This is a genomic window from Methylobacterium sp. WL119, from assembly GCF_008039875.1.
GTDB lineage: Bacteria > Pseudomonadota > Alphaproteobacteria > Rhizobiales > Beijerinckiaceae > Methylobacterium.
In genome coordinates, this window is sequence record NZ_VRUU01000069.1 from 1 (window position 1) to 25,464 (window position 25,464).

Below are 25,464 nucleotides of genomic sequence, written 5' to 3' on the forward strand. Positions count from 1 at the left end.
GCGCCCTGCAGAACATCCGCCAGGCGAGCCAGCAGACCGCCGCCGGCACCCGCGAGGTCGAGGCGGCCTCGGCCAACCTCACCGAGCTCGCAGGAGCCCTCATGGCCCTCGCCGAACGCTACCGGCATTGACCGGCGGGCGGACGCCGTGACCGACATCCGCCAGCTGCTGCTCGCGGCCTTCGAGGTCGAGCACCGCGAGCACATCGATGCGATCCGCGCGGCTCTGGGAGCCGACGGCACCGGCCGCGCGCCCGACTGGAACGACATCTTCCGCCGGGCCCACAGCCTCAAGGGCGCGTCCCGGGCCGTCGACCTGCCGCCGGTCGAGGCGGTGGCGCATCGCCTGGAGAGCCTGTTCGAAAAGGTCTCGGCCGGCGCCGCCCTCGATCGCGAGGCCAGGAACGCGACCCATCTCGCCCTCGACCGCATCGAAGCCTACGTCGCCGGGATGAAGGCCGACCCGGACGTCGCGATGCCGGCCGACGCCATCGCGGCGCTCGACCGCTGCCTCGCGGGCGCCCGGGCACCGGACGCGACGACACCCTCGCCGGCGGAGATCGAGCCGCCGGTCGAGGCCGAACCGCCGGTCTCGGCAAGACCGCCCGCCGAGCCGAAATCCGCCGCGCCCTCCTCGCCCGCTGCGCCGCCGTCCGGCGTCGAGCCGGCCGCCGAGGCCGGCCCGGCCTTTCTGCGCGTGCCCGCCGACGCGGTCGAGGCGCTGACCCGGGCGAGCCACGAGCTCGCGAGCACGCTCGGCGTCGGATCCGCGATCTCCGACGGGCTCGCCCGGCTCGCGCGCCTGTCCGAAGACCTGCGGCGGCAGGCCGAGGCGTCGTTCGCGCGCGGTGCGGTGTCCAACCTCGCTCGGCTCCTGCGGCAGGAAGCCGGACGCGATGCCGGGTCGGACAGGGACGAAGCGGTCGGCCTCGCGGTGGAGGCCGTCCGCACCGAGATGCGCGGCGTCGAGGCGAGCCTCGCCGGCCTGGCACGGGAGGCGGCCGACCTGTCGCGCCGTCAGGTCGTGGCGGCCGGTGCCGTCGAGGGGGCGGCGGCCCGCGTCGGCCTTCAGGCCGAGCGCCTCGCCCTGGTGCCGGCTGAGACCGTGTTCGGAAGCTTCCCGCGCTCGCTCCGCGAGACCGCGCGCGAGCAGGGCCGCGAGATCGATCTCGCCGTCCGCGGCCTCGACCTGCCGGTCGACCGCGCGATGCTGCAGGCGCTGAAGGACCCGGTGCTGCACGCCCTGCGCAACGCGCTCAGCCACGGCGCGGAACCGCTAGACATCCGCCGGGCGGCGGGAAAGCCCGACGCGGCGGCGATCCTGTTCGAGGTTGCGATCCGCGGCGGCCGCCTCGTCGTGTCGGTGGCGGACGATGGCCCCGGCCCCGACCTCGCGGCGATCGAGGCGACGGCCCTGCGCCGCTTGCTGCTCCGCCCGGGGGATCCGACCGATCCGCAGGCCCTGCTCGCTCTGGTCTTCGAGCCGGGCTTCTCGACCGCCGCGGCGGTCGACGCCCTGTCCGGGCGCGGCTTCGGCCTCTCGGTGGTCGCCGACGCCGCCCGCGCGCTCCAGGGCAGCGTCCGGCTGGAGCCGCGCGAGCCCTGGGGCAGCATCCTCACCATCTCGGCGCCGCTCTCGGCGGCACGACGCGCGATGCTCCTCGTCGAGGCGGGTGGAGCGACCTACGCGCTGCCCGGCGCCGCGGTCGAGCGCCTGCTGCGCCTCGATCGGGCCGGCCTGCCGCAGGCGATGGGCCGCCCGGTGCTGCGCGTGCCCGGCGCGGGCGGCGCCGAGGAGACCTTCCCGATCGTCGCGCTGGCCGAGATCCTCGGCGGCCCTGCCTCCGCGAGCCCGCACCTGACCGCGATCCTGGTGCGGGCCGGCGGCCGCCGCTTCGCGCTGGCCGTCGACGCGCTCCACGACGTGCGCACCCTCCTCGTGCTGCCGGCGCCGCCGGTCGGCGCCGAGTCCGGGCTCGTCGCCGGCACCGTCATCCTGCCCGGCGACGTGCCCGCCCTGGTGCTCGATCCCGACGGGCTCGCCGCGCGGGCGGGTGCCGCCGGCGCGGCGGCGAGGCCGGGCGACGGGGTCGCAGATGCTGGCGGAACGTTGGCGGAGGCGCCACGTTCGAAACACCGCGCGACGATTCTCGTCGTCGACGATTCGATCACCACCCGCACCCTGGAGAAGGGCATCTTGGAAGCCGCCGGCTATCGCGTGGTCGTGTGCGTCGACGGCCAGGACGCCCTCGACCGCCTGCACGCCGACATCGAGGTGTTCGACCTCGTGCTCGCCGACGTGGAGATGCCGCGGCTCGACGGCTTCGGCCTGCTCGCCGCGATCCGCGCCGAGACGCGGTTCGCGCGCCTGCCGGTGGTGCTGATGACCTCGCGGGGCGACGCGGCCGACGTCGCCCGCGGCCTCGACCTCGGCGCCGACGCCTACCTCACCAAGCAGAAGTTCGACCAGCGCCAGCTCCTCGACACCATCGGGCAGCTGTTGTGAGCGAGCCGGTCCGCGTCATGCTGGTCGAGGACAGCCTGGTGGTGCGCGAGCTGCTGCGCCACATCCTCTCCCGCGATCCCCGCCTGGCCTGCGTCGCCGCCGTCGCATCGGGCGAGGAGGCCCTGTCGGCGATCGACAGCGTGCGGCCCGACGTGATCTCGATGGACATCCGCCTGCCCGGTATCGACGGGCTCGAGACCACCCGCCGCATCATGTCCGAGCACCCGACGCCGATCGTGGTGATCGCCGATTCGGTCGAGGATTCCTCGCTGCGCATCTCGATGAACGCCCTGCGGGCCGGCGCGCTGTCCGTCGTCGAGAAGCCGGTGGCGACGACCCATGCCGGCTACGACGCGGTCGCCGGCGAGATCTGCACCCAGCTGCGCATCATGGCGCAGGTCCCGGTGATCCGCCGCCGCCCGATCGGCACCGAGTGGCTCGGGCGCACCGCGGCGGCCGCGTCCGCACCCGCGGCGAACCTGCCGCCGACCGTCCTGGCGATCGCCGCCTCCACCGGCGGCCCGCCGGCGCTCGCCCGCGTGATCGGGGCGCTGCCCGAGACGTTCCCGCTGCCGGTGCTGGTGGTCCAGCACATGGGCGCGGCCTTCATGGACGGGTTCGCGACCTGGCTCGGCGGCGTGGTGCCGATGCCCGTCACGGTCGCCCGCGACGGCGAGCGGGCCGAGCCCGGCCGGGTCTACGTCGCCCCGGGCGACCGCCACCTGGAGCTGGGGCCGGGCCGGATCCTGCGCATCCTCGACAGCCTGCCGGTCTCCGGCCAGCGACCGGCGGCGACCGTGCTGTTCCGCTCGGTCGCGCGGCAGGCGGGCGCGACGGGGCTCGGCGTTCTGCTCACCGGCATGGGCGAGGACGGGGCGCTCGGCCTGCTCGACATGCATGCCGCCGGCGCACAGACGGTGGCCGAGCACGAGAGCACGGCAGTCGTCTACGGCATGCCGGCGGCGGCCGTGCGCCTGAAGGCCGCCCGCGCCGTCCTGCCCCTCGACCGCGTCTCGGCCCATGTCCTTAAGCTCGCCATGCCCGGGGCCGGCTCGCAGGACCGGCCGGCATGAACGGCACCGCCGGCACGGCGACGGAGGCCGCCCGCATCCTCCTGGTCGAGGATTCGGAGACGCAGGCGCTGGAGCTTCGCTTGCTGCTGGAGAGCCACGGCTTCCAGGTCGAGCGCTGCCCGACCGCGGAAGCCGCGCTCGACCACCTCAATCAGGGCCTGCCCGACCTCGTCGTCGCCGACTACCACCTGCCGGGCATGAACGGCGACGAGCTGACGCGCCAGCTGCGCCTCTCGCTGCGCACCCGCGCCCTCCCCCTGCTGATGCTCACCGGCGCCCGCGACGGCGAGCGCCAGGGCCTCGAGAGCGGCGCCGACGCCTACGTCGCCAAGTCCGGCGACCGCGACCTGCTGATCCTGCGCATCCGCGCGCTCCTGCGCGAGCGCCTGGGCAGCGTGGCGCCCGGCAGCGCAGAGACCCCGTCGGCCGCCGCCTTCCGGCGCGGGCGCGTGCTGGTGATCGACGGCAGCGCCACCTACCGCACCTTCCTCGCCGGCCTGCTCGGCCAGGACGGCCACGCCGTCACCGCCAGCGCCGGGCCGGACGAGGCGCTCGCCGTCCTCGACGCCGAGGGCGAGGCGACGGCCTTCGACTGCGTCACCGTCGACCTGCTCGGCCCGGCCTTCGACGGCCTCGCCCTGTGCCGGGCCATCGACCAGCGCCGCGGCGTCCGGGTGGCCGGCGCCGGGTTCCACCTCGTCGGGGTCGCCGGCAGCAACCCCCCCAAGGATTTCCTCGTCCAGGCCTACGCCGCGGGCGCCGACGACGTGGTCTCGAAGTCCGATGCCGAGGTGCTGGCGCTGCGGGTGCGCGGCCTCGTGCGGCGCCGCTTCCTGGAGGAGGACGACCGCCGCATCGCCGGCGAGTTCGGCGCCCGGCAGCAGGCGGTCGAGCGCGCGCGCGCCGAGGCCGAGGCCGCGGAGGCGCGCGCACGGCTGGCCGACGCCCTCGAGCGCGCCAACGACGACCTCGCGCTCGCCAACCGCAAGCTCACCGACGCGCAGGCCAAGCTTGTCCAGGCCGCCAAGATGGCCTCGCTCGGCGAGCTGGTCGCCGGCATCGCCCACGAGATCAACAACCCGCTGGCCTTCATCCTCGCGCATCAGGGCACCGTCGAGCGCGTGCTCGGCGAGCTGCCGATGCCCGAATCCGACCCCGCGGCGCAGAAGGGCCTGGCCAAGGCGCGCGACCGCGTCGGTGCGATGCGCATGGGCCTGACCCGCATCCAGGACCTGGTCCTGAACCTGCGCAAGTTCTCGCGGCTCGACGAGGGCGAGCGCTCCCTGGTCAACGTGCCGGAGGCGATCGAGACGGTGCTGGCGCTGATCCAGCACAAGCTCGGCTCGCGCATCGCCGTCGAGCGCGACTTCGCGGGGCGCCCCGAGATCCATTGCACCCCGGCGCTGCTCAACCAGGTGGTGATGAACATCCTGGGCAACGCCGCCGACGCGATGCCCGAGGGCGGGCGGATCCGCGTCGTCACCGAGACCACGCCCGAGACCGACCTGATCCGGATCAGCGACACCGGCCCCGGCATCCCCGAGGACCTGCGCGAGAAGATCTTCGAGCCGTTCTTCACCACCAAGCCGGTCGGGGCCGGAACCGGGCTCGGCCTCGCGATTGCCTACAGCGTGGTTCAGGCGCATAGCGGCTCGCTCACGGTGGAGACGGCTCCCGGCGGCGGGGCCTGCTTCGTGATCGGGATTCCGAGGCAGACGGCGACCGTATGACCAGAGGCACGATCCTGGCCGTCGACGACGAGCCGGACATCCTGATCGCCCTCGAGGACCTGTTCGAGGACACCTACCGCATCGTCACGACGACGAAGCCGGTGGACGCCCTCGCCATCCTGCGCGACGATCCCGACATCGCCGTCGTCCTGTCCGACCAGCGCATGCCCGGCATGACCGGCGACGCGCTGCTGGCCGAGATGCGCGGGTTCCACGAAGCCCAGGCGATCCTGCTCACCGGGTACGCCGACATCACCGCCGTGATCGGCGCGCTGAACCGCGGCGGGATCAGCGGCTACGTCGCCAAGCCCTGGGACGCGGACCTTCTGCGCGGCACCGTGCGCAACGCCTTCGAGCGCCATGCGCTCGGGCGGGAGCTCGCCACCGAGCGGGCCCTGCTGCGCGGCCTGCTCGACCATTCCGAGGACGCGATCTCGTTCAAGGACGCGGCCGGGCGCTTCCTGCGCCTCAACGCCCGAAAGGCGGCGCTGCTCGGCCTCGACGTCGCGGGCTGCCTCGGCCGCAGCGAAGCCGAGCTGCCCGGGACGCGCGCCGCCGAGAGCGCCGAGGCCGACGCCGCCGCGATCCGCTCGGGCGAGGTCGGCGACGTCGTCTCCGCGGAAGGGCCGATCGGCGCCGAGCGCTGGAGCCACGTGGTCCGGGTCCCGATCCGCGGCCCCTCCGGCGCGATCGCGCATCTCGCCACGATCGAGCGCGACGTCACCGAGCAGAAGGGCTTCGAGGCCCGCCTGCGCCAGTCCGACAAGATGCAGGCGCTCGGCACCCTCGCCGGCGGCATCGCGCACGACTTCAACAACCTGCTGACCGCGATCCTCGGCAGCCTCGAGCTCGCCGCGCCGAAGGTTCATGAGCAGCCCCGCGTGCTGCGGCTGATCGAGAACGCGCGGGGCGCGGCCGAGCGCGGCGCCTCGCTGACCAAGCGCCTGCTGAGCTTCAGCCGCGCCAACGACCTGCGTGCCCGCCCGACCGACGTGAACGCCCTCGTCGAGGGCATGTCGGCGCTGCTCGGGCGCAGCCTCGGCGGGCTCGTCACCGTCGAGACCAGGCTCGGCAGCGATCTCGGCCCGGTTCAGGTCGACCCCGACCAGCTCGAGCTTGCGATCCTCAACCTCTGCATCAACGCCCGCGACGCCATGCGCGAGGGCGGCGTGATCGTCATCGAGACGGCGGCGCTGACGATCGAGGACGATCCGGACGTGCGGAGCGGCGCCTATGTCGGCGTATCGGTGAGCGATGCCGGCGAAGGCATCCCACCGGAGATCCTAGCGCGGGTCTGCGAGCCGTTCTTCACCACCAAGGCCGTCGGCCAGGGCACCGGCCTCGGCCTCGCGATGGTGTTCGGCCTCGCCCAGCAATCCCACGGCCGCCTGCGGATCGACAGCCGGGTCGGGCACGGCACCCGCGTCGACCTCGCCCTGCCGCGGGCCTCCGCGGCCGTCGTGGCGGACGAGGCCGACGTCGCGGTCGCGCCGGCGGCGGCACGCGCGGCGGCCATCCTGGTGGTGGACGACGACGCCGAGGTCCGGCACGTCACCGCCTCGTTCCTCAACGGGTTCGGTTACGACGAGATCGAGGCCTCGGACGGCGCGGCCGCGCTCGCGCTGATGGAGCAGCGCCGCTTCGACCTCGTGGTCGCCGACCTCGCGATGCCCGGCATGACCGGCGTCGAGCTGGCGGCCGAGGTGCGGAGCCGCTGGTCCGAGGTCCCTGTGCTGATCCTGACGGGGCACGCGGAGGCGGTGGAGATCCCGCACGACCTGCCGGTGCTGACGAAGCCGTTCCAGTCGGCCGAGCTCGCCCGCCGCGTCTCCTTGCTGCTGGGCGACGCGCCCGGCACCTGACGCGTCGGCCCGGCCGTCCGTCCCGACGGAAACGCGTTCGAAAGCGCGTCCGTCCCCGAGAAACGCCGGCATCGACCGTATGCGCTCGCCGCATCGCGGTCGTCCCGGGACGAGCATCGCGCAACGGCCTCGGGCCAACGAAAAAGGCGGCCTCTCGGCCGCCCTTCTTCGAACTCGTGCTGTCGAGGCGCCGATCAGGCCGCTTCGCTCTCGCCGCCGAGCACCGGGCCCGAATCCTTGCCGCGGGCGCTGACGTCGCGGTCGACGAACTCGATCACGGCGAGCGGGGCGTTGTCGCCCTTGCGGAAGCCGGCCTTCATGATGCGGCAGTAGCCGCCCGGACGGGCCGTGTAGCGCGGGCCGAGCACCGTGAAGAGCTTCTTGACCATGTCGTGGTCGCGGATCTGCGACATGGCGAGACGGCGGGTGTGGACGCTGTCGATGCGCCCGAGCGAGATCAGCTTCTCGATGACCGGGCGCAGGTCCTTGGCCTTCGGCAGCGTGGTGATGATCTGCTCGTGCTTGATCAGCGCGGCGGACATGTTGGCGAACATCGCCTTGCGGTGCTCGGTGGTGCGGTTGAAACGACGACCGCGGAATCCGTGACGCATGTTGGCTCTCCTGGTTTTTGCGGTCGCCGTGCCACGGTACGACCGTCATCTTGAAGGCGAATAGGGAGTAGCGAGTAGCGGATAGAGTGCAGCGGAACCGGGGAGCCCTGCGGACACCCCTATTCGCTACTCCCTACTCGCCATTCGCCCTCAGTAGTGCTCCTCGAAGCGCTTGGCGAGGTCCTCGATGTTCTCCGGCGGCCAGCCGGGGATGTCCATCCCGAGGTGCAGACCCATCCCGGCCAGCACTTCCTTAATCTCGTTGAGCGACTTGCGGCCGAAGTTCGGGGTGCGCAGCATCTCGCCCTCGGACTTCTGGATGAGGTCGCCGATGTAGACGATGTTGTCGTTCTTCAGGCAGTTCGCCGAACGCACAGAAAGCTCGAGCTCGTCGACCTTCTTGAGCAGCGCCGGGTTGAAGGGCAGCTGTGGCGCGAGCGGGGCGGCCTCCTCCTTGCGGGGATCCTCGAAGTTCACGAACACCTGGAGCTGGTCCTGGATGATGCGCGCCGCGTAGGCCAGCGCATCCTCCGGCGACACCGCACCGTTGGTCTCGACGGTCATCGTCAGCTTATCCTTGTCGAGATCCTGGCCCTCGCGGGTGGTCTCGATGCGGTAGCTGACCTTGGTCACCGGCGAGAACAGCGCGTCCACCGGGATCAGGCCGATCGGCGCGTCCTCGGGGCGGTTGCGCTCGGCCGGCACGTAGCCCTTGCCGGTGGCGACCGTGAACTCCATCCGGATCTCGGCGCCGTCGTCCAGCGTGCAGATCACGAGGTCGGGGTTCAGGATCTGGATGTCGCCGACCGTGCCGATGTCGCCGGCGGTGACGAGGCCCGGGCCGGTCTTGCGCAGGGTCATGCGCTTCGGGGCGTCGGTCTGCGAGCGGATGGCGATCGTCTTGATGTTCAGGACGATGTCGGTGACGTCCTCGCGGACGCCCGGGATCGAGGAGAATTCATGCAGGACGCCGTCGATCTGGACCGAGGTCACGGCCGCGCCCTGGAGGGAGGACAGCAGCACCCGGCGCAGCGAGTTGCCGAGCGTCGTGCCGAAGCCGCGCTCCAACGGCTCGGCGACGACGGTGGCGACCCGCTTCGGGTCGTCGCCGGTCGAGACCTGCAGCTTGTTGGGCTTGATCAGCTCTTGCCAGTTCTTCTGAATGACCACGATCCTACCTCTCCTGACGCACGAACCCGCGACGTCCGGGTCCGCGCTTCGGCCGATCGACGCTGCCCCCAGCGTCGGTCGGTCCCTAAAAGACTGCTCCGGGCCTACGCCTCGTCGGCGACCCAGAGATCCGGCACGAACCGGTATCCGTCCCCATCCCGCGTCACGGTGCCGACGGCCGGGAATTCGAGATGCGAGCCGGCGATGCGGGTCCCGTCGGCCGCCAGACCCGCGAGGATCGCCTTGCGGGTCGCTCGCGCCTGGTCGCCGTCGACATCGAAGCCGACGCCAGCCTCGGGTTGCTTGAACTGGATCGCCGGCAGGTGCACCACATCGGTGAACACCAGGAGCGACTTGTCCCCCGAAACGATCCGGAAACCGCAATGGCCCGGCGTATGGCCGGGCAGGTGCACCGCGGTGATGCCCGGCAGGACTTCCCCGCCGGACTGCTCCCGCACCCGGCCGGCATAGGGTGCCAGCGCCTTGCGGGCGTTCTCGAAATACGGCTTTGCCCCGTCCGGTGCGGCGGCGAGCGCCGCATCGGGGAGCCAGTACGCCGCCTCGTCCGAATGCAGCACGATCTCCGCGTTCGGGTAGGCGGCCTTCCCGTCGACCACCAGCCCACCGATATGGTCGGGATGGCAGTGCGTGACGAGAACGGTCTCGATCGCCTCGGGCGCCACGCCCGCGACGGCGAGCGCTGCGGGCACGCGACCCATGGTCGGCGGACCGAACGACCCGTAGCCGGAATCGATCAGCACCGGCTTGCGGCCGGGGCCCGTCAGCAGGAATGCGTTGAGCATCACCCGCGGCTCCTGCGTACGGAAGCCGGCGCGCTGCAGCGCCCCGGCCTCGTCCTTCGAGATGCCCGTGACGAGATCGAGGGAGCCCTGAAACCAGCCGTCGTTGAGCACGGTGAGCGTGATGTCACCGACGCTCCAGCGCTTGACGCCGGGAAGGATCTTCGTATCCGCCACGTGTGTCTCCGTCCGCCTCAGACGCGCCGACGCTTGCGCGGGCGGCAGCCGTTGTGCGGGATCGAGGTGACGTCGCGGATCGAGGTCACGGTGAAGCCCGCGGCCTGGAGGGCGCGGAGCGCCGACTCGCGGCCCGAGCCGGGCCCGGAGACCTCGACCTCGAGGGTGCGCATGCCGTGCTCGGCGGCCTTGCGGGCCGCGTCCTCGGCGGCGACCTGCGCGGCGTAGGGGGTCGACTTCCGCGAGCCCTTGAAGCCCATGGCGCCCGAGGAGGACCACGAGATCGTGTTGCCCTGCGCGTCGGTGATGGTGATCATCGTGTTGTTGAACGAGGCGGCGACGTGCGCCACGCCCGAGACGATGTTCTTGCGTTCGCGCCGGCGGACGCGGGTCGGTTCCTTGGCCATCTTTTCGATACCTGTCCTTCAAGCGCACCCGTAATTCCAGGTGCTCGGGATTCTCGTATGGGTTCGGTCGGCACATCCGCGGAGCGCCGCCCCGTCACGCCGGCTCCCGTCGAGGGAGATCCAGCACGATGCATGGGAGACCGCGCCGGGCGCAGCCTCCAAATTCGTAAGCTTACTTCTTCTTGCCGGCGATCGGCTTGGACTTGCCCTTGCGGGTGCGCGCATTGGTGTGCGTGCGCTGGCCGCGGACCGGCAGGTTGCGGCGATGGCGCAGGCCGCGGTAGCAGCCGAGGTCCATCAGGCGCTTGATGTTCATCGAGACGTCGCGGCGAAGGTCGCCCTCGACAAGGTAGTCGCGATCGATCGTCTCGCGGATCTGCAGCACCTCGGCGTCGGTGAGCTGGTTCACGCGGCGCTCGGCCGGGATGCCGACCTTCTCCGTGATCTCCTCGGCCTTCTTCGCGCCGATGCCGTGGATGTACTGGAGCGCGATGACGACGCGCTTGTTGGTCGGAATGTTAACGCCGGCGATACGGGCCAAGGTCATGCTCCATGTGGCGTACGGGCGATCGCCCGGGCCGTCCTGTGGGAAAGCGTGCGTCCGGTGGAGGCCGGCCCCTGCACGCCCGTCAACGACAAATCGGCCCGCGGCCGCCCCTTGGAGGGCACCTCGGACCAACGGCTGTGCAGACGAAGACCGGCCTGCTAGCGCGGGCCGGCGGTGATGTCAACGGTTCGGCACGATAAGACGCCGCGCCGGGCCCGGCGGGCGCGCCCGGCGCGCTGCATCGTTCCCATCACGTCACCTGGCGAACCGCAGGGGCGTGGGTGTCTTCGGGTCGACGTCAGAAGCGCTGGTTCAGCTGGCGGCAATACCCGCCGTTGTCGCGAAAGCCCGCCGGGCAGCGCCGCACGCACGCGCCGGCCGCGAACTTCAGCGGCGGCCTGCACAGGCGGCCGGTCGTCTGCCGCTCGTACTGATACGATTGCGCCGGGCCGGCCCACGCCGCCATCGGCATCGCGCCGACTGTCAGGGTCAGCGCTGCGAGGATCGCCCGAGCCGCATGCGTCGACATGATCATGGGTCCCCGGAAGGATGGCTTCAGGACGCCACGCCTTCGCGATGCGATTCGAGGATCGTCATCAGCGAATCCGTCACCGCGTCGATCGGCGCCATGCCGTCCACGGTCTGCAGCATCCCGGCGCGCTCGTAATAGGCCGAGAGCGGGGCGGTCTGGATCCGGTAGGCCTCGAGACGCGAGGCGAACACCTCGGGGGTGTCGTCCTTCCGCACCGGCTGTCCGCGGGCGGCGGTCTCCTCCGCCCGCTTGGCGATGCGGCCGACCAGGACCTTCTCATCGACCTTGAACTCGATCACGGTCGAGAGATGCAGGCCCTTCTCGTCCAGCATCACGTCGAGGACCTTGGCCTGCTCGACGGTGCGGGGAAAGCCGTCGAGGATGAACCCGCCGCGCGCATCCGCCTCCTCGATCCGGTCGGCGACGATGCCGACGACGATCGCGTCGGACACGAGGCCGCCGCTCTCCATCACTGCCTTCGCCTGGAGTCCGACCGGTGTTCCGGCAGCGACGGCCGCGCGCAGCATGTCGCCGGTGGAAAGCTGCGGGATGCCGAATCGCGCGACGATCCGCTCGGACTGTGTCCCCTTCCCCGCGCCGGGTGGTCCGAGCAGAATGATCCGCATGGGCGTTATCCTCGTCCGTGCCCGTCTCTCAGGGCTTCTTGGCGCGCGGCGACGCCGTATCGGCGTCGTTCCCGCGTCGGCGTTGCTTGTAGCGGCTTCCGCCGGACGGGCGAGCGGGCAAATCGCTGTCCACTCGTCATTCCGGCGATTGTGTCTCTCGTGTCGCCGAGCCGTATCGCTCAGCGCCGCCGCTGGGTCGTCGACGCGCCGCGCAGCTTGGCCTTCTTGACGAGGCCCTCGTACTGGTGCGCCATCAGGTGCCCGTGGATCTGCGCCACGGTGTCCATCGTCACCGACACGACGATGAGCAGCGACGTGCCGCCGAATCCAAGGCTGGCGGAGGCGTAGGAGGCGATGATCTCCGGCACCAGGCAGACGAAGGTCAGGTAGAGCGCGCCGATAAGGGTGATGCGCGTCAGCACCTTGTCGATGAACGCCGCGGTGCGCTCGCCGGGCCGGATGCCGGGGATGAAGCCGCCATGCTTCTTCAGATTGTCGGCGGTCTCCTGCGGGTTGAAGACCACCGCGGTGTAGAAGAACGCGAAGAAGATGATCAGCGCGGCGTAGAGCGCCATGTAGAGCGGACGGCCGTGGCCGAGATAGGTCGTGACCGTCGCCAGCACGCCGGTGCCCTGGTTGGCCGAGAAGCTCGCCACGGTGGCCGGCAGCAGCAGGAGCGACGAGGCGAAGATCGGCGGGATCACGCCCGAGGTGTTGAGCTTCAAGGGAAGGAACGAGGTCTGGCCCTCGTACATCCGGTTGCCGACCTGGCGCTTGGGATAGTTGATCAGCAGCCGGCGCTGGGCGCGCTCCATGAACACGATGAAGTAGACGAGGCCGATCGCGGCGACGCCGACGCCCAGGATCACCGCCGAGGACAGCGCGCCGGTGCGCGACAGCTCGAGCGCACCGATGATGGCGGTCGGCAGGTGGGCGACGATGCCGGCGAAGATGATCAGCGACGAGCCATTGCCGATGCCGCGCGAGGTGATCTGCTCGCCGATCCACATCAGGAACAGCGTGCCGCCGGTGAGCGTGATCACGGTCGAGGCGAGGAAGAACGGGCCGGGATCGATCGCGGCGCTCGACCCCTGGAGGCCGACGGCGATGCCCCAGGACTGGACCAGCGCCAGCACCACCGTGAGGTAGCGGGTGTACTGGTTGATGACCTTGCGGCCGGACTCGCCCTCCTTCTTCAGCGTCTCGAGGCTCGGGATCACCGAGGTGAGCAGCTGGATGATGATCGAGGCCGAGATGTACGGCATGATGTTGAGCGCGAAGATCGCCATGCGCTCGACGGCACCGCCGGAGAACATGTTGAACAGCCCGAGCACGCCGCCGGCCTGCTGCTGGAAGTTGCGCGCGAACTGTTCCGGGTCAATGCCCGGGATCGGGATGTAGGTCCCGAGCCGGAACACCACGAGCGCGCCGAGGGTGAACCAGATGCGCTTCTTGAGCTCATCCGCCTTCGCGATGGCACCGAAATTGAGGTTCGCGGCGAGCTGCTCGGCGGCTGAGGCCATGGCCTGTGTCCTGATGATGGGTCACGAGGGAGCCGCGGGGCATCCCTGAAAACGGGAGCGGCGGCCGCATGCGAGGTCGCACGGGCCGCCGCTCGAAGCTTCGACTTAAGGGGTCGCTCCCGGCGAGGCAACCGCGCTCAGGCGGTCGCTTCGCCCTTGTCGCCCAAGTCCTTGCCACCCTTGCCGCGGACCGAGACGCCGGCGCCGTAGGCGACGACGACGCTGCCGCCGGCCTTCTCGACCGCCTCGACCGCCGACTTCGACGCGCGGGTCACCTCGAAGGCGACCTTCGCGGTCAGCTCGCCGACGCCGAGCAGCTTCACGCCGTCGCGGGGACGGGCGATGATCCCGGCCTGCACGAGGGCCTCGACCGTCACGGTCGCGGCCTTGTCGAGCTTGCCGGCGTCGATCGCCTGCTGCACCCGGCCGAGATTCACCTCGTTGAGGTCGGTCGAGTAGAGGTTGTTGAAGCCGCGCTTCGGTAGGCGACGGTGGAGCGGCATCTGGCCGCCCTCGAAGCCCTTGATGGCCACGCCGGTCCGGGCCTTCTGACCCTTCACGCCGCGCCCTGCGGTCTTGCCCTTGCCGGAGCCGATGCCTCGGCCGACGCGCATCCGGTTCTTGGTTGCGCCTTCGTTGTCGCGGATCTCGTTGAGCTTCATCGCGCCCTCCTCAAGCCGCGTCGTCGAGGACGCGCACGAGGTGCGCGACCTTTCGGATCATGCCGCGAACGGCGGGGGTGTCCTCGAGCTCGGAGACACGGTGAAGCTTGTTCAGCTTCAGGCCCACCAGCGTCTGGCGCTGGGAGGCCTCGCGGCGGATCGGGGAACCGATCTGCTCCACGCGGACAGTCTTGCTAGCCATGCTGCCCTCCCCTTACGCGACTGCGGCTTCGGACTGGTCGGACGGGTCCGAATCGGTGCGCCGCGCCTGGAGCGTGGACACCTTGAGACCGCGACGACCGGCGACCGAGCGCGGGCTGTCCTCGTTCTTCAGCGCCTCGAAGGTGGCGCGCACGAGGTTGTAGGGGTTCGAGGAGCCAAGGCTCTTGGCCACGACGTCCTGCATGCCGAGCGTCTCGAACACGGCGCGCATCGGGCCGCCGGCGATGATGCCGGTGCCCTGCGGAGCCGCGCGGAGGATCACCTTGCCGGCGCCGTGACGGCCCTGCACGTCGTGGTGCAGCGTCCGGCCCTCGCGGAGCGAGATGCGGACAAGGCCGCGCTTGGCGGCTTCTGTCGCCTTGCGGATCGCCTCCGGGACTTCGCGGGCCTTGCCGTGGCCGAAGCCGACGCGACCCTTCTGGTCGCCGACGACGACGAGCGCGGCGAAGCCGAAGCGACGGCCGCCCTTCACCACCTTGGCGACGCGGTTGATGTGGACGAGCTTGTCCACGAACTCGCTGTCGCGCTCCTCGCGGTCGTCGCGGCGGCCGCGGCCACCGCCTTCACGTTCACGTGCCATGTTGCTTCCGTTTCATCTCACTGGCGCGGGCGGCGGGCCCGCTCGCTTGAATCGTCATCGCCGGAGGCGGACACGCCGCCTCCGCACCGCCGAGATTTAGAAGTCGAGGCCACCCTTGCGGGCGGCTTCGGCCAGAGCCTTGATCCGGCCGTGGTACTGGTAGCCCGAGCGGTCGAACACGACCTTCGAGACGCCGGCGGCCTTGGCGCGCTCGGCGACGAGCTTGCCCACCGCCGATGCGGCGGCGACGTCGGCGCCGGTCTTCAGGTCGGCGCGCAGGCCCTTGTCGATCGACGAGGCGGCGGCGAGCGTGACGCCCGCCGCATCATCGATGACCTGAACGTAGATCTGCTTCGACGAGCGGAACACCGACAGGCGCGGCCGGCCGTTGGCGGAGGCGCGGAGCGCCCGGCGCACCCGCGCCTTGCGGCGATCGAGGGCTTCGAGTTTGCGTGACATGTCTCAGCCCCCTTACTTCTTCTTGCCTTCCTTGCGGAAGATGAACTCGCCGGCGTACTTCACGCCCTTGCCCTTGTAGGGCTCGGGACCGCGGTAGTCGCGGATCTCCGCGGCGACCTGGCCGACGACTTGGCGGTCTATGCCGGAGATCGTGATCTCCGTCGGCTTCGGCGTCACGATCGTGATGCCGGCCGGGATCTGGTACTCGATGTCGTGGCTGTACCCGAGCGAGAGCTTGAGCGCCTTGCCAGCCATCGCGGCGCGATAGCCGACGCCGGTGATCTCGAGCTTCTTCTCGAAGCCCTTGGACACGCCCTCGACGAGGTTCGCGACCTGGGCCCGCGAGGTGCCCCAGAGCGAACGCGCCGCCTTGGACTGGTCCTTCGGGGTCACCGTGATCGCGCCGTCCTCGAGCGCCACATCGACCAGCGAGGGAACCACGAACTGCAGCTCGCCCTTCGAGCCCTTCATCTTCACCGTCTGACCCGTGACCGACGCGGTGACGCCGGCCGGAACGGGGACGGGCTTCTTGCCTACGCGAGACATCTGCCTCTCTCCTTATCCGGGGATCAGAACACCTTGCAGAGCACTTCGCCGCCGACGTTGCGCTCGCGCGCCTCGTGGTCGGCCATGACGCCCTGCGGGGTGGACACGATGGTGACGCCGAGACCGTCGGCGACGCGCGGCAGATCGCCGACGGCCGAGTAGACGCGGCGGCCGGGCTTCGACACGCGCTGGATCGAGCGGATGACGGGCTGGCCGTCGTAGTACTTCAGCTCGATCGCGAACTCCGTCCGGCCGTTGCCGAGTTCGGTGGTCGCGAAGTCGCGGATGTAGCCTTCCGACTTCAGCACGTTCAGGACGTTCGCGCGGAGGCGCGAGCCGGGCGTCGAGACGACGTTGCGACGGCGCATCTGGCCGTTGCGGATGCGGGTGAGCATATCGCCCACGGGATCGTTGACCATGGGTGCCTCCTTACCAGCTCGACTTGACGAGGCCCGGGATCAGGCCCCGGTTCCCGAGCTCGCGCAGCGCGATACGCGAGACGCCCATCTTGCGGTAATAGGCGCGCGGCCGGCCGGTGATCTCGCACCGGTTGCGCACGCGGGTCGGCGACGAGTTGCGGGGAAGCTCCGCGAGCTTGAGGCGCGCCTCGAAGCGCTCCTCCATCTCGAGGGACTCGTCGTTGGCGGTCGCGAGCAGGGCCTGGCGCTTCGCAGCGAAGCGCTTGACCAGCTCCTTCCGGTGGTTGTTCTGTTCGACTGAACTCTTCTTTGCCATTGTCTATCCTCCGGTGTCCGCGTCTAGGTATCCCGAGGGACGCCTACTGCCGGAACGGGAATTGGAAGGCGGCGAGGAGAGCGCGGGCTTCCTCGTCGGTGGTGGCGGTGGTGGCGACGACGATGTCCATGCCCCAGGTCTGCTCGGCCTTATCGTACGAGATCTCCGGGAACACGAGGTGCTCCTTGAGGCCGAGCGCGTAGTTGCCGCGGCCGTCGAACGACTTCGGGTTCAGGCCGCGGAAGTCGCGGACGCGTGGCAGCGCGATCGTGACGAGGCGATCCATGAACTCGTACATCTTCTGGCGACGCAGGGTGACCTTGCAGCCGATCGGCATGCCCTCGCGGACCTTGAAGGTCGCGATCGGCTTGCGGGCCTTGGTGATGACCGGCTTCTGGCCGGCGATCAGCGCAAGGTCGCCGGCGGCGACGGTGGCCTTCTTCGAGTCCGCGGTGGACTCGCCGACGCCCATGTTGATGACGATCTTGTCGATCCGCGGAACCTGCATCGGGTTCTTGTAGCCGAACTGCTCGATGAGCTTCTGGCGGATGACCTCGTCGTAGTGGGCGCGCAGGCGCGGGACGTAGGCGTCCTTGTTGGCCTCAGCCATCGATCTGATCCCCCGTGGTCTTGGCGAAGCGGACCTTGCGGCCGTCTTCGAGGATGCGGAAACCCACGCGGGTCGGCTTGCCGTTCGAGTCCTGCAACGCGAGGTTCGATAGCTGGATCGCGGCCTCCTTCGAGATGATGCCGCCTTCCTGGTTCTGGCTCTGCTTCTGGTGCTTCTTGACCAGGTTGATCCCGCGGACGAGCGCCTTGTCGTCCTTCGGCATCACCTGGATGACCTCGCCGGAGCGACCAGAATCGCGACCGGTGAGGACGACGACGGTGTCGCCCTTCTTGATCTTGGCTGCCATCACAGCACCTCCGGAGCCAGCGAGATGATCTTCATGTGGTTGCGGGCGCGCAGCTCGCGCGGCACCGGCCCGAAGATGCGGGTCCCGATCGGCTCCTTCTGATTGTTGATCAGCACGGCCGCGTTCTTGTCGAAGCGGATCACCGAACCGTCGGGACGCTTCACTTCCTTGGCGGTCCGCACGACCACCGCCTTCATGACGTCGCCCTTCTTGACGCGGCCGCGCGGGATCGCCTCCTTGATGGACACGACGATGATGTCGCCCACGCCGGCATAGCGCCGCTTCGACCCGCCCAGCACCTTGATGCACATCACGCGACGCGCACCCGAGTTGTCGGCGACGTCCAGATTCGTCTGCATCTGGATCACAGGAGTGACCTTTCCTTGTTTCAGGCGGGTTTCCGCACACGGGCGGTATTGCCCGGCGGACGACGCCTGATGGGGATCTGATGTCCCCGGCTCATATGACAGACCGCGCTATCGGCGCTTATCCAGCGCCGGCGCGGTCACCGCGTACGAAGGGCGCGAACACCCCTCTCACATGTCGCGAAGGGGTGCCCACTACACCACGGGGCGCAGAGGCGCAAGACTTTCCGTGCCGGCCCCGGCCTAATCCGTGCCGAGCTCCAGATCCTAGTGGCAGCCGTCGAGGGGTGGGGCGCCGGCACGCCCGGCGCGCTTCGGAGCATTCGACAGACCGATGATTCGGCGGCCGATCCGGTTTCCGTTCTCCGCGGCCTCGCCAAAGACGGCCGCGACCATGGCACGGTCCAGGATCTCGGCGCTTCCCAGCGAGAGCGACGCCTGGGCCAGGCGGCGCACCATCTCCTTGACGAAGGCCGCGCTCGCTCCCTCCGACAGCGCGACCGCGTCGTCGATGGCGCCCTCCTCGAATTGCAGGGCGCCTCCGTAGAGGGCGATCAGCCGCGCCCGGCAGGCGGCGTCGGGATTCGCGATCTCGATCGCCTCGTCGACGCGTCCCGGACGTGAAGCGAGCGCGTCCTCGATCTCCTCGGGCCGGTTGGTGGTCAGGAGGAAGAGGATGCTCGCATCGTCGCCCAGACCGTCCATCTCGTTGAGCAGCCGGTTCAGCAGGACCTCCGTCTTCGGGCTGTTCATGCCCTCCCGCGACCGGCCGACCAGATCGACGTCTTCGAGGACGACGATGCTCGGCTGGAGGGTGCGCGCGATCAGCATGTACCGGGTCAGGTACTGGACCTGTTCCGCCGTGATCAGGATCGTGGTCCGGTCTGGAAGGTTCGACGCGACATACCGGATCAGATGGGTCTTGCCGGTGCCGGGTGGCCCGTAGAGGAGCAGGCCCTTTCGGACGGATTGCCCGAGGCGGCGCAGGCCGGCGCGATGCCGGTCGAAGGCGAAGATGTGCCGATCCAGGCGCCCCATCGTCGCGTCGTCGAGGATGACCGCCTCGCGGGCCACCGGCGACAACTTGTGAACGGACATGCCCGCGCGCATGCCCGAATAGTTGGATCCGCTCTCGAAGGAGAGAACCTTGCCGCGATACAGCGCCGAGTTGGCGCTCGCCTCCTGAACCGCCCCCAGGAAATCGCGCGCGAAGGCCTGCGACTCCGGTCCCGGGAGCGTGGCGACCTCGACCTGGGCGAACGTCCCCTCTTGAAAAGTACTGTATTGGGACATGAACACGGCGACCGGCTAGTCGGCGACGCGGAACAGCCACAGGCCGGTGTTCAGGGCCGGAAACGGGTCGGTCTCCCCGACATCAACGTCGCGATACTGCAACGGCGTGAGCGCGACGACAGCATCGCCGCTTCGGACCAGCAGAGCGGAGATCGTGAGAGGACGGTGATCATAGGGCTGGTGCACCCCCAGCAGGACCGGGGCGTGCGGCGTCACCAGCGTAAGGATCGCCGCCTGCAGGTCCGGCAGGAGGTGAACACCGAACTGGCGCCTCGAGCTGACGATCCCCTTGACGTCCTCGGCGCCGAAGAAGCCGACGAAGGCTTCCCAGGCGTGATTGGCATTTGCCCACATGCAGCCCACCCTCATTCCAAGGAGGCGTCCCCCGTCGCCGAAGCGCGACGGCTGGCCCTCATGAGGCATGTGCGATGAGACGGGAAAAGCGCCACCGGTCTGTGCGACCCGCAGCCGAGAACCGGCATCGGCGGCATGAGCGCCGCCGACGCAGGGACCGTCGAAGGGTCGGGCTGAAGAGCATCCGCATCGCCGATGCTGCGGACACGAAAAAACGGGCGCAGAATCCTGCGCCCGTCTCATAGTCCGTCCAAGACGATCAGGCGGCCGCGGGAGCCTCGGCCGAGGCGGCTTCGCCCTCGACGAGCTTCCAGGTCTTGGTCTTGGAGAAGGGCCGGCACTCCTCGATGAACACCGTGGCCCCGACCTTAGCGGCGTTCGCCTCGTCGTGGGCATGGTAGTTCTTCGAGCGGCGAACGGTCTTCTTCATCACCGGGTGGGTGAAGCGGCGCTCCACCTTCACGACGATGGTCTTCTCGCCCTTGTCGCTGACGACGACGCCCTGCAATACGCGCTTCGGCATGATGAAACTCCTCAGGCCGACGTCGCCTGCAGCGTCTTCTGACGCTGCAGGGTGCGGACGCGGGCGATGTCGCGACGGACTTCGCGGACGCGGGCGACGTTCTCGAGCTGGCCGGTGGCCCCCTGGAAGCGCAGGTTGAACTGCTCCTTCTTGAGGTTCAGCAGTTCGTCGCTCAACTGGTCCGGCGACAGGGCGGCGAGATCCGACTGTCTCTGTGACGACTTCATGATCTGCCTCCCTTTAGTCGGCGATGCGTTGCACGACGCGCGTGCGGATGGGCAGCTTGGCGGCGCCCAGGCGGAGCGCCTCCTTCGCGATGTCCTCGGCGACACCGTCGACCTCGAACATGATGCGGCCCGGGTGGACGCGGGCAGCCCAGTACTCGGGCGCGCCCTTGCCGGAGCCCATGCGGACTTCGGTCGGCTTCGACGTGACCGGAACGTCGGGGAAGATCCGGATCCAGACCCGGCCTTGACGCTTCATCTCACGGGTGATCGCGCGGCGGGCCGCCTCGATCTGGCGCGCGGTGATGCGCTCGGGCTCCACCGCCTTCAGGCCGAACTGGCCGAAATTCAGGTCGAAGCCGCCCTTGGCCGCACCGGAGATGCGACCTTTGAACTGCTTACGAAACCGGGTCTTCTTGGGTTGCAACATGGCAGCCTCTCAACACCTTCCTTGGCTCGGGGGTCCGACGATCGCGCTTAGGCGTGATCGCGGCGACCGCGACCGCGGTCACCCTCGCCATCGCGCTCGCGACGACCGCCCGAACGGCCGCCCTCTTCCTGCGCCTTCTTATCCTGCGCCATCGGGTCGTGCTCGAGGATCTCGCCCTTGAACACCCAGACCTTGATGCCGCACGTTCCGTAGGTCGTGAACGCGGTGGCCGTGCCGTAGTCGACGTCGGCGCGCAGCGTATGCAGGGGCACGCGGCCCTCGCGGTACCATTCCTGGCGGGCGATCTCGGCGCCGCCGAGACGGCCGGAGCAGTTGATCCGGATGCCCTCGGCCCCGAGGCGCATCGCCGATTGCACGGCGCGCTTCATGGCGCGACGGAAGGCGACGCGGCGCTCGAGCTGCTGCGCGATCGAGTCGGCCACCAGCACGGCGTCGATCTCGGGCTTCCGGACCTCGACGATGTTGATGGTCACGTCGGCCTTGGTCATCGTGTTGACCAGCTTGCGCAGCTTCTCGATGTCGGCACCCTTCTTGCCGATCACCACGCCCGGACGGCCCGAGTGGATGGTGACGCGGCACTTCCGGTGCGGGCGCTCGATGACGATCTTGGAGACCGCCGCCTGCTTGAGCTGCTTCATGAGGGCGGCGCGGATCGCGACGTCCTCGTGCATCAGCTTGACGTATTCGGTCTTGCCGGCGAACCAGCGGGAATCCCAGGTCCGGTTGATGCCGAGCCGGAGACCGATCGGGTTGACTTTCTGACCCATCAGATTCTCCTCAGGCCGCTTCGGCGGTGCGGACTTCGCGAACCACGATGGTGAGGTTCGAGAAAGGCTTCAGGATGCGCGCGCCGCGGCCGCGGGCGCGGGCGTGGAAGCGCTTCAGGACCAGCGCCTTGCCCACGAAGGCCTGGGTGACGACGAGGTCGTCGACGTCCAGGTCGTGGTTGTTCTCAGCGTTGGCGATCGCGCTCTCGAGGCACTTTTTGACCTCGGTCGAGATGCGCTTGCGGGAGAACTCGAGGTCGGCGAGCGCCGACTCGACCTTCTTGCCGCGGATCATCTGCGCGACGAGGTTGAGCTTCTGGGGCGAGACACGGAGCATCCGTGCCACGGCCTTGGCCTCGTTCTCGGGCAGCGCGCGGGGGGTGGCTTGCTTGCCCATGTCAGCGCCTCTTCGCCTTCTTGTCGGCCGCGTGGCCGTGGAAGGTGCGGGTCGGCGAGAACTCGCCGAACTTGTGACCGACCATTTCCTCGGAGACGTAGACCGGGATGTGCTTCTGCCCATTGTGCACACCGAAGGTGAGCCCGATGAACTGCGGCAGGATGGTGGAGCGACGGCTCCAGATCTTGATGACCTCGTTCCGGCTCGACCCGCGAGCCGCCTCGGCCTTCTTGAAGAGGTAGCCGTCGACGAACGGCCCCTTCCAGAGTGAGCGTGCCATGATGGTTACTTCTTGCGGTTGTGGCGGCTGGACAGGATGAAGACGTCGGTCCGCTTGTTCGAGCGGGTCTTCTTCCCCTTGGTCGGCACGCCCCAGGGCGTCACCGGGTTACGGCCGCCCGAGGTGCGTCCCTCGCCGCCGCCGTGCGGGTGGTCGACCGGGTTCATGGCCACGCCGCGGACGTGCGGACGCTTGCCGAGCCATCGGTTGCGCCCGGCCTTGCCGAGCGAGATGTTCATGTGGTCCGGGTTCGAGACCGCACCCACCGTCGCGTAGCACTGGCCGTGGACCAGGCGCTGCTCGCCGGAGTTCAGGCGGAGCGTCACGTAGCCCTGGTCGCGCCCGACGATCTGAGCGTAGTTGCCGGCGGAGCGGGCGACGGCGCCGCCCTTGCCAATCTTCAGCTCGATGTTGTGCACGATCGTGCCCACCGGCATGCCGCCGATCGGCCCGGCATTGCCCGGCTTGATGTCGACGCCCTCGCCCGAGACCACCTTGTCGCCCGGCTGAAGGCGCTGCGGAGCGATGATATAGCTCTGCTTGCCGTCCGGGTAGTTGATCAGCGCGATGAACGCCGTGCGGTTCGGATCGTACTCGATCCGCTCGACGGTCGCCGACACGCCCGGCTGCGACCGACGCTTGAAGTCGACGAGACGGAGCGAGCGCTTGTGACCGCCGCCGCGGAAGCGGACGGTGATCCGCCCGAGGTTGTTGCGGCCGCCCGAGGACGACTTGCCCTCGGTCAGCGCCTTCACCGGCTTGCCCTTGTAGAGCTCACGGCGGTCGACCAGCACGAGCTGGCGCAGGCTCGGCGTGACCGGTTTGAATGTCTTCAAGGCCATCGGCTTAAATCCCTACCCGGTCTATGTCAGAGGCCGGTCGTGACGTCGATCGTGTCACCTTCGGCGAGGGTCACGACCGCTTTCTTCACGTCCGAACGCTGTCCGCGCATGCCGCGGAAGATCTTCTTCTTGCCCTTGGTCACGAGGGTGTTCACCGCCGTGACCTTGACGTCGAACAGCTTCTCGACCGCTTCCTTGATCTGCGGCTTGGTGGCCTTCGGAGCGACCCGGAAGACGACCTTGTTCTGCTCGGTGAGGTTCGTCGCCTTCTCGGTAATGACCGGGGAGACGATGATGTCGTAGTGGCGCGGATCGGCACTCATTTGAAACGCTCCTCCAGCGCGTCGATCGCGGCGCGGGTCAGCACGAGCGTGTCGCGGCGCAGGATGTCGTAGACGTTGATGCCCTGCACGGGCAGCACGTCGATCATTGGGATGTTGCGGGCGGCGCGGCCGAAGTTCTCGTCGACCTCGGCGCCGCCGATGATCAGCGCGCTCGAGAGACCCATCTTACCGAAGCGCTCGACGAGACCCTTGGTCTTGTGGTCCTCGATCTTGATGTCGTCGACGACGATGAGGGTCGAGGCCTTGGCCTTGGCCGACAGGGCGTGACGCAGGGCCAGGGCACGGACCTTCTTGGGAAGGTCGTGGCCGTGGTCGCGGACGACCGGGCCGAACGCACGGCCGCCGCCGCGGAACTGCGGAGCCGAGGCTGCGCCGTGACGCGCGTTGCCGGTGCCCTTCTGCTTGTACAGCTTCTTGCGGGTCCGGTTTACGTCCGAGCGGTTCTGCACGGCGTGGGTGCCGGCACGACGCTTGGCGAGCTGCCAGCGCACCATGCGCTGGAGCAGGTCGGCGCGGGGCTCGAGGCCGAAGATGGCCTCGTCGAGCTCCACCGAGCCGGCGCCGGCGCCGTCGAGGGTGGTGATATCGAGCTTCATCACGCGTTCTCCTCGGCAGCGGGCGCCTCGGGGGCGGATTGCGGGGCAGCCGACGCGCCGTTCTCACGGAACTTGCCGGGCTGGGGAACTTCGGCCGGAAGCTTGCGCTTCACCGCGTCCCGGATCTGGATCCAGCCGCCGGCGACGCCGGGAACCGCACCCTCGACCAGGATCAGGCCGCGCTCGACGTCCGTGCGGACGACGCGCAGGTTCTGCGTGGTGACGCGGTCGACGCCCATGTGACCGGGCATCTTCTTGTTCTTGAAGGTCTTGCCCGGATCCTGACGGCCGCCGGTCGAACCGATCGAGCGGTGCGAGATCGACACGCCGTGGGTGGCGCGCAGACCGCCGAAGTTCCAGCGCTTGATGCCGCCGGCGAACCCCTTACCCGTGGTCGTGCCCGTCACGTCGACGAACTGGCCCGGGATGAAGTGATCGGCCGTGATCTCGGCGCCCACCGGGATCAGCGCGTCCTCGGACACGCGGAACTCGGCGATCTTTTGCTTCGGCTCGACCTTGGCGACCGCGAAGCGGCCACGCTCGGCGGCCGAGACGTTCTTGACCTTCGCCTTGCCGACGCCGAGCTGGACGGCGACGTAGCCGTTCTTCTCGACGGTGCGGTGGGCGACCACCTGGCATTGTTCGATCTTGAGCACGGTGCAGGGAACGTGTTCCCCCGCTTCCGTGAAGATCCGGGTCATGCCGACCTTCTGTGCAATGACGCCTGAGCGCATAAGGTGTCTCCCTCGCGCGATGAAACGGTAAGCTCTAAACCCGGCGGGGCTTAGAGCTTAATCTCCACGTCCACGCCAGCGGCGAGGTCGAGCTTCATCAGCGCGTCCACGGTCTGGGGGGTCGGATCGACGATATCGAGCACGCGCTTGTGGGTGCGCATCTCGAACTGCTCGCGCGACTTCTTGTCGATGTGCGGCGAGCGGTTGACCGTGAACTTCTCGATATGGGTCGGCAGCGGGATCGGGCCGCGGATGGTCGCGCCGGTCCGCTTGGCGGTGGAGACGATCTCGCGGGTGGACGCATCCAGGATGCGATGATCGAACGCCTTCAGGCGGATGCGGATGTTTTGACCGTTCATGACCTAAACCTCGACGGAAACGTGTTGGGCGGGCGCGAGGGCCCTTCCCTCAATCGTCCCCTGACGGATGCTGTGTCCGGGCACCGGCCCTTCGTCCCGGGAGACGAAGGGCCGATCTGTCTGACGACTACGCGTTGATGGCGGCGACGACGCCGGCGCCGACGGTTCGGCCGCCCTCGCGGATGGCGAAGCGCAGCTTCTCCTCCATGGCCACCGGCACGATCAGCGTGACGTCCATGGTCACGTTGTCG

The 25,464-nt window shown here is 69.3% G+C and carries 35 protein-coding genes and 1 pseudogene; 4 read left to right on the forward strand and 32 right to left on the reverse strand.

Going from position 1 to position 25,464, the window contains the following annotated elements:
* Positions 1 to 147: 147 nt before the first annotated feature.
* The 4 genes from FV227_RS20320 to FV227_RS20335 are packed head-to-tail and all read left to right on the forward strand — an operon-like array spanning position 148 to position 7,170.
* A complete protein-coding gene (locus FV227_RS20320) occupies positions 148 to 2,505 on the forward strand; it encodes a response regulator (protein WP_147859770.1) in 2,358 nt (785 codons plus the stop codon).
* Complete coding sequence (gene cheB / locus FV227_RS20325; RefSeq protein WP_281407521.1) at positions 2,502 to 3,578, forward strand: chemotaxis-specific protein-glutamate methyltransferase CheB; 1,077 nt, start codon at positions 2,502 to 2,504, stop codon at positions 3,576 to 3,578. Before FV227_RS20320 ends, cheB begins: the two co-directional genes overlap by 4 nt.
* On the forward strand, positions 3,575 to 5,308 hold the full coding sequence (locus FV227_RS20330) for a response regulator (RefSeq protein WP_147859771.1): 1,734 nt from the start codon (positions 3,575 to 3,577) through the stop codon (positions 5,306 to 5,308). The genes cheB and FV227_RS20330 overlap by 4 nt, the downstream gene beginning before the upstream one ends.
* Positions 5,305 to 7,170, forward strand: a complete 1,866-nt coding sequence (locus FV227_RS20335) for a response regulator (RefSeq protein WP_147859772.1) — start codon at positions 5,305 to 5,307, stop codon at positions 7,168 to 7,170. The genes FV227_RS20330 and FV227_RS20335 overlap by 4 nt, the downstream gene beginning before the upstream one ends.
* Positions 7,171 to 7,364: 194 nt before the next feature.
* Here FV227_RS20335 and rplQ read toward each other — a convergent pair whose 3' ends face one another.
* The 32 genes and pseudogenes from rplQ to FV227_RS20490 all read right to left on the reverse strand — a co-directional run.
* Positions 7,365 to 7,781, reverse strand: coding sequence for a 50S ribosomal protein L17 (gene rplQ / locus FV227_RS20340; RefSeq protein WP_147725840.1), 417 nt, complete (start codon positions 7,779 to 7,781; stop codon positions 7,365 to 7,367).
* Positions 7,782 to 7,931: 150 nt separating this feature from the next.
* Positions 7,932 to 8,951, reverse strand: coding sequence for a DNA-directed RNA polymerase subunit alpha (locus FV227_RS20345; RefSeq protein WP_147725841.1), 1,020 nt, complete (start codon positions 8,949 to 8,951; stop codon positions 7,932 to 7,934).
* Positions 8,952 to 9,055: 104 nt separating this feature from the next.
* Complete coding sequence (locus tag FV227_RS20350; RefSeq protein ID WP_147725842.1) at positions 9,056 to 9,928, reverse strand: MBL fold metallo-hydrolase; 873 nt, start codon at positions 9,926 to 9,928, stop codon at positions 9,056 to 9,058.
* Between the two features lie 17 nt (positions 9,929 to 9,945).
* Positions 9,946 to 10,335 carry a 30S ribosomal protein S11 gene (rpsK, locus tag FV227_RS20355; RefSeq protein ID WP_147725843.1) on the reverse strand — a complete coding sequence of 130 codons (390 nt, stop codon included), beginning with the start codon at positions 10,333 to 10,335 and terminating at the stop codon, positions 9,946 to 9,948.
* A 172-nt stretch (positions 10,336 to 10,507) separates the two neighbouring features.
* Positions 10,508 to 10,876 carry a 30S ribosomal protein S13 gene (rpsM, locus tag FV227_RS20360; RefSeq protein WP_147725844.1) on the reverse strand — a complete coding sequence of 123 codons (369 nt, stop codon included), beginning with the start codon at positions 10,874 to 10,876 and terminating at the stop codon, positions 10,508 to 10,510.
* Between the two features lie 304 nt (positions 10,877 to 11,180).
* Entirely contained in the window at positions 11,181 to 11,411 is a 231-nt protein-coding gene (locus FV227_RS20365; protein WP_243932372.1) for a hypothetical protein, read from the reverse strand.
* Positions 11,412 to 11,437: 26 nt separating this feature from the next.
* Positions 11,438 to 12,040, reverse strand: a complete 603-nt coding sequence (locus FV227_RS20370) for an adenylate kinase (RefSeq protein WP_147859773.1) — start codon at positions 12,038 to 12,040, stop codon at positions 11,438 to 11,440.
* A gap of 179 nt (positions 12,041 to 12,219) precedes the next feature.
* Positions 12,220 to 13,563: a preprotein translocase subunit SecY gene (secY, locus tag FV227_RS20375; protein WP_147725847.1), complete on the reverse strand. Its 1,344-nt coding sequence runs from the start codon at positions 13,561 to 13,563 to the stop codon at positions 12,220 to 12,222.
* Positions 13,564 to 13,700: 137 nt separating this feature from the next.
* Positions 13,701 to 14,225 carry a 50S ribosomal protein L15 gene (gene rplO, locus FV227_RS20380; protein WP_147725848.1) on the reverse strand — a complete coding sequence of 175 codons (525 nt, stop codon included), beginning with the start codon at positions 14,223 to 14,225 and terminating at the stop codon, positions 13,701 to 13,703.
* Between the two features lie 10 nt (positions 14,226 to 14,235).
* Positions 14,236 to 14,427 carry a 50S ribosomal protein L30 gene (gene rpmD, locus FV227_RS20385; RefSeq protein ID WP_147725849.1) on the reverse strand — a complete coding sequence of 64 codons (192 nt, stop codon included), beginning with the start codon at positions 14,425 to 14,427 and terminating at the stop codon, positions 14,236 to 14,238.
* A 12-nt stretch (positions 14,428 to 14,439) separates the two neighbouring features.
* Positions 14,440 to 15,027 (reverse strand): 30S ribosomal protein S5, encoded by a 588-nt coding sequence (gene rpsE, locus FV227_RS20390; RefSeq protein WP_147725850.1) that lies wholly within the window; start codon positions 15,025 to 15,027, stop codon positions 14,440 to 14,442.
* Positions 15,028 to 15,123: 96 nt separating this feature from the next.
* Positions 15,124 to 15,486, reverse strand: a complete 363-nt coding sequence (rplR, locus tag FV227_RS20395; RefSeq protein ID WP_147725851.1) for a 50S ribosomal protein L18 — start codon at positions 15,484 to 15,486, stop codon at positions 15,124 to 15,126.
* 12 nt (positions 15,487 to 15,498) lie between these two features.
* A complete protein-coding gene (gene rplF, locus FV227_RS20400) occupies positions 15,499 to 16,032 on the reverse strand; it encodes a 50S ribosomal protein L6 (RefSeq protein ID WP_147725852.1) in 534 nt (177 codons plus the stop codon).
* Between the two features lie 23 nt (positions 16,033 to 16,055).
* Positions 16,056 to 16,451 (reverse strand): 30S ribosomal protein S8, encoded by a 396-nt coding sequence (gene rpsH / locus FV227_RS20405; protein ID WP_147725853.1) that lies wholly within the window; start codon positions 16,449 to 16,451, stop codon positions 16,056 to 16,058.
* Between the two features lie 10 nt (positions 16,452 to 16,461).
* The gene (gene rpsN / locus FV227_RS20410; protein WP_147725854.1) at positions 16,462 to 16,767 is read right to left on the reverse strand and encodes a 30S ribosomal protein S14; all 306 of its coding nucleotides are present in this window, start codon (positions 16,765 to 16,767) and stop codon (positions 16,462 to 16,464) included.
* A gap of 43 nt (positions 16,768 to 16,810) precedes the next feature.
* Positions 16,811 to 17,377 (reverse strand): 50S ribosomal protein L5, encoded by a 567-nt coding sequence (rplE, locus tag FV227_RS20415; RefSeq protein WP_147725855.1) that lies wholly within the window; start codon positions 17,375 to 17,377, stop codon positions 16,811 to 16,813.
* On the reverse strand, positions 17,370 to 17,684 hold the full coding sequence (gene rplX / locus FV227_RS20420; RefSeq protein WP_147725856.1) for a 50S ribosomal protein L24: 315 nt from the start codon (positions 17,682 to 17,684) through the stop codon (positions 17,370 to 17,372). Before rplX ends, rplE begins: the two co-directional genes overlap by 8 nt.
* On the reverse strand, positions 17,684 to 18,052 hold the full coding sequence (rplN, locus tag FV227_RS20425; protein WP_147725857.1) for a 50S ribosomal protein L14: 369 nt from the start codon (positions 18,050 to 18,052) through the stop codon (positions 17,684 to 17,686). Before rplN ends, rplX begins: the two co-directional genes overlap by 1 nt.
* A gap of 264 nt (positions 18,053 to 18,316) precedes the next feature.
* A complete protein-coding gene (locus tag FV227_RS20430) occupies positions 18,317 to 19,342 on the reverse strand; it encodes an ATP-binding protein (RefSeq protein ID WP_246686552.1) in 1,026 nt (341 codons plus the stop codon).
* A 15-nt stretch (positions 19,343 to 19,357) separates the two neighbouring features.
* Entirely contained in the window at positions 19,358 to 19,696 is a 339-nt protein-coding gene (locus tag FV227_RS29985; protein ID WP_246686553.1) for a hypothetical protein, read from the reverse strand.
* A gap of 259 nt (positions 19,697 to 19,955) precedes the next feature.
* On the reverse strand, positions 19,956 to 20,219 hold the full coding sequence (rpsQ, locus tag FV227_RS20435) for a 30S ribosomal protein S17 (protein WP_147725858.1): 264 nt from the start codon (positions 20,217 to 20,219) through the stop codon (positions 19,956 to 19,958).
* 11 nt (positions 20,220 to 20,230) lie between these two features.
* Positions 20,231 to 20,446 (reverse strand): 50S ribosomal protein L29, encoded by a 216-nt coding sequence (gene rpmC / locus FV227_RS20440; protein ID WP_147725859.1) that lies wholly within the window; start codon positions 20,444 to 20,446, stop codon positions 20,231 to 20,233.
* Positions 20,447 to 20,459: 13 nt separating this feature from the next.
* Entirely contained in the window at positions 20,460 to 20,873 is a 414-nt protein-coding gene (rplP, locus tag FV227_RS20445) for a 50S ribosomal protein L16 (RefSeq protein WP_147725860.1), read from the reverse strand.
* Between the two features lie 47 nt (positions 20,874 to 20,920).
* The gene (gene rpsC / locus FV227_RS20450; protein ID WP_147725861.1) at positions 20,921 to 21,661 is read right to left on the reverse strand and encodes a 30S ribosomal protein S3; all 741 of its coding nucleotides are present in this window, start codon (positions 21,659 to 21,661) and stop codon (positions 20,921 to 20,923) included.
* Positions 21,662 to 21,671: 10 nt separating this feature from the next.
* A complete protein-coding gene (gene rplV, locus FV227_RS20455; RefSeq protein ID WP_147725862.1) occupies positions 21,672 to 22,058 on the reverse strand; it encodes a 50S ribosomal protein L22 in 387 nt (128 codons plus the stop codon).
* Between the two features lies 1 nt (position 22,059).
* On the reverse strand, positions 22,060 to 22,338 hold the full coding sequence (rpsS, locus tag FV227_RS20460; protein ID WP_147725863.1) for a 30S ribosomal protein S19: 279 nt from the start codon (positions 22,336 to 22,338) through the stop codon (positions 22,060 to 22,062).
* A 5-nt stretch (positions 22,339 to 22,343) separates the two neighbouring features.
* On the reverse strand, positions 22,344 to 23,180 hold the full coding sequence (gene rplB / locus FV227_RS20465) for a 50S ribosomal protein L2 (protein ID WP_147842717.1): 837 nt from the start codon (positions 23,178 to 23,180) through the stop codon (positions 22,344 to 22,346).
* 26 nt (positions 23,181 to 23,206) lie between these two features.
* A complete protein-coding gene (locus FV227_RS20470) occupies positions 23,207 to 23,503 on the reverse strand; it encodes a 50S ribosomal protein L23 (protein WP_147725865.1) in 297 nt (98 codons plus the stop codon).
* On the reverse strand, positions 23,500 to 24,120 hold the full coding sequence (gene rplD / locus FV227_RS20475) for a 50S ribosomal protein L4 (protein WP_147842718.1): 621 nt from the start codon (positions 24,118 to 24,120) through the stop codon (positions 23,500 to 23,502). The genes FV227_RS20470 and rplD overlap by 4 nt, the downstream gene beginning before the upstream one ends.
* Entirely contained in the window at positions 24,120 to 24,854 is a 735-nt protein-coding gene (gene rplC / locus FV227_RS20480) for a 50S ribosomal protein L3 (RefSeq protein WP_147725867.1), read from the reverse strand. Before rplC ends, rplD begins: the two co-directional genes overlap by 1 nt.
* A gap of 50 nt (positions 24,855 to 24,904) precedes the next feature.
* Positions 24,905 to 25,213: a 30S ribosomal protein S10 gene (rpsJ, locus tag FV227_RS20485; protein ID WP_018044230.1), complete on the reverse strand. Its 309-nt coding sequence runs from the start codon at positions 25,211 to 25,213 to the stop codon at positions 24,905 to 24,907.
* 127 nt (positions 25,214 to 25,340) lie between these two features.
* Positions 25,341 to 25,464: pseudogene (locus FV227_RS20490) on the reverse strand (elongation factor Tu); the annotation flags it as partial.

Coding starts and splice junctions, on each gene's coding strand:
- rplO (WP_147725848.1), bottom strand. CDS start 14,225: ATGAAGCTCAACGAGATCCGCGACAACGAAGGCGCAACCAAGAACCGG.
- rplE (WP_147725855.1), bottom strand. CDS start 17,377: ATGGCTGAGGCCAACAAGGACGCCTACGTCCCGCGCCTGCGCGCCCAC.
- rpmC (WP_147725859.1), bottom strand. CDS start 20,446: ATGAAGTCGTCACAGAGACAGTCGGATCTCGCCGCCCTGTCGCCGGAC.
- FV227_RS20470 (WP_147725865.1), bottom strand. CDS start 23,503: ATGAGTGCCGATCCGCGCCACTACGACATCATCGTCTCCCCGGTCATT.
- rplX (WP_147725856.1), bottom strand. CDS start 17,684: ATGGCAGCCAAGATCAAGAAGGGCGACACCGTCGTCGTCCTCACCGGT.
- rplC (WP_147725867.1), bottom strand. CDS start 24,854: ATGCGCTCAGGCGTCATTGCACAGAAGGTCGGCATGACCCGGATCTTC.
- rpsQ (WP_147725858.1), bottom strand. CDS start 20,219: ATGCCGAAGCGCGTATTGCAGGGCGTCGTCGTCAGCGACAAGGGCGAG.
- rplB (WP_147842717.1), bottom strand. CDS start 23,180: ATGGCCTTGAAGACATTCAAACCGGTCACGCCGAGCCTGCGCCAGCTC.
- FV227_RS20335 (WP_147859772.1), top strand. CDS start 5,305: ATGACCAGAGGCACGATCCTGGCCGTCGACGACGAGCCGGACATCCTG.
- rplQ (WP_147725840.1), bottom strand. CDS start 7,781: ATGCGTCACGGATTCCGCGGTCGTCGTTTCAACCGCACCACCGAGCAC.
- rpsN (WP_147725854.1), bottom strand. CDS start 16,767: ATGGCAAAGAAGAGTTCAGTCGAACAGAACAACCACCGGAAGGAGCTG.
- rpsJ (WP_018044230.1), bottom strand. CDS start 25,213: ATGAACGGTCAAAACATCCGCATCCGCCTGAAGGCGTTCGATCATCGC.
- rplR (WP_147725851.1), bottom strand. CDS start 15,486: ATGTCACGCAAACTCGAAGCCCTCGATCGCCGCAAGGCGCGGGTGCGC.
- FV227_RS20430 (WP_246686552.1), bottom strand. CDS start 19,342: ATGTCCCAATACAGTACTTTTCAAGAGGGGACGTTCGCCCAGGTCGAG.
- FV227_RS20330 (WP_147859771.1), top strand. CDS start 3,575: ATGAACGGCACCGCCGGCACGGCGACGGAGGCCGCCCGCATCCTCCTG.
- rplD (WP_147842718.1), bottom strand. CDS start 24,120: ATGAAGCTCGATATCACCACCCTCGACGGCGCCGGCGCCGGCTCGGTG.
- rpsS (WP_147725863.1), bottom strand. CDS start 22,338: ATGGCACGCTCACTCTGGAAGGGGCCGTTCGTCGACGGCTACCTCTTC.
- rpsH (WP_147725853.1), bottom strand. CDS start 16,451: ATGGTCAACGATCCCGTGGGCGATATGCTCACCCGCATCCGCAACGGC.
- rpmD (WP_147725849.1), bottom strand. CDS start 14,427: ATGGCTAGCAAGACTGTCCGCGTGGAGCAGATCGGTTCCCCGATCCGC.
- secY (WP_147725847.1), bottom strand. CDS start 13,563: ATGGCCTCAGCCGCCGAGCAGCTCGCCGCGAACCTCAATTTCGGTGCC.
- rplF (WP_147725852.1), bottom strand. CDS start 16,032: ATGTCTCGCGTAGGCAAGAAGCCCGTCCCCGTTCCGGCCGGCGTCACC.
- FV227_RS20370 (WP_147859773.1), bottom strand. CDS start 12,040: ATGCGGATCATTCTGCTCGGACCACCCGGCGCGGGGAAGGGGACACAG.
- FV227_RS20365 (WP_243932372.1), bottom strand. CDS start 11,411: ATGTCGACGCATGCGGCTCGGGCGATCCTCGCAGCGCTGACCCTGACA.
- rplV (WP_147725862.1), bottom strand. CDS start 22,058: ATGGGCAAGCAAGCCACCCCCCGCGCGCTGCCCGAGAACGAGGCCAAG.
- FV227_RS29985 (WP_246686553.1), bottom strand. CDS start 19,696: ATGTGGGCAAATGCCAATCACGCCTGGGAAGCCTTCGTCGGCTTCTTC.
- rplP (WP_147725860.1), bottom strand. CDS start 20,873: ATGTTGCAACCCAAGAAGACCCGGTTTCGTAAGCAGTTCAAAGGTCGC.
- rpsK (WP_147725843.1), bottom strand. CDS start 10,335: ATGGCCAAGGAACCGACCCGCGTCCGCCGGCGCGAACGCAAGAACATC.
- rpsE (WP_147725850.1), bottom strand. CDS start 15,027: ATGGCACGTGAACGTGAAGGCGGTGGCCGCGGCCGCCGCGACGACCGC.
- rpsC (WP_147725861.1), bottom strand. CDS start 21,661: ATGGGTCAGAAAGTCAACCCGATCGGTCTCCGGCTCGGCATCAACCGG.